General features: G+C 50.9%; 1 pseudogene. It reads right to left on the bottom strand.

From position 1 onward, the window contains the following. A pseudogene (locus FOV68_RS24220) lies at positions 1–273 on the bottom strand (hypothetical protein); the annotation flags it as partial. Positions 274–401 lie beyond the last annotated feature (128 nt).

The following is a 401-nucleotide window of genomic DNA, read 5'->3' as shown; positions in this document are numbered from 1 at the left end:
AAGGGGCTTGTGTGATCTCAGTTCGTTGATGGCCATATTTTCATCTGAGGTCAGATGAGAGTCACAGGCTCCCACTTGTGCAAGCATCGTGCGCTGTGCCGCAGTCAATAAAGCTGGCGCACTTTTCGACCGCTCCAGAACTGGGCTGCTCATGCTTGCTTGCTGAGAAAGTGCTGATTGCGCGCTACTTTCCGATGGGGTACGTGATATTTGTTTTGACTGATCTAGGATGAGACGTGAGGTGGTATGGCCTGCGGTGATAGGACGATGCATTGAGTCGACCTCCTGGATAGATGAACCTGCACTGTTGCAAATATAAGAATGGATGGGCCTCTTTCCGGTGATGGTGTCTTACATTTCAAAGACTCTGCTCACCAGGCGTATCTCGTCCAGGGGATGGT

The organism is Pantoea sp. paga, assembly GCF_007558755.1.
Taxonomy (GTDB): domain Bacteria; phylum Pseudomonadota; class Gammaproteobacteria; order Enterobacterales; family Enterobacteriaceae; genus Pantoea; species Pantoea agglomerans.
This window is presented reverse-complemented; position numbering and strand designations above follow the sequence as displayed.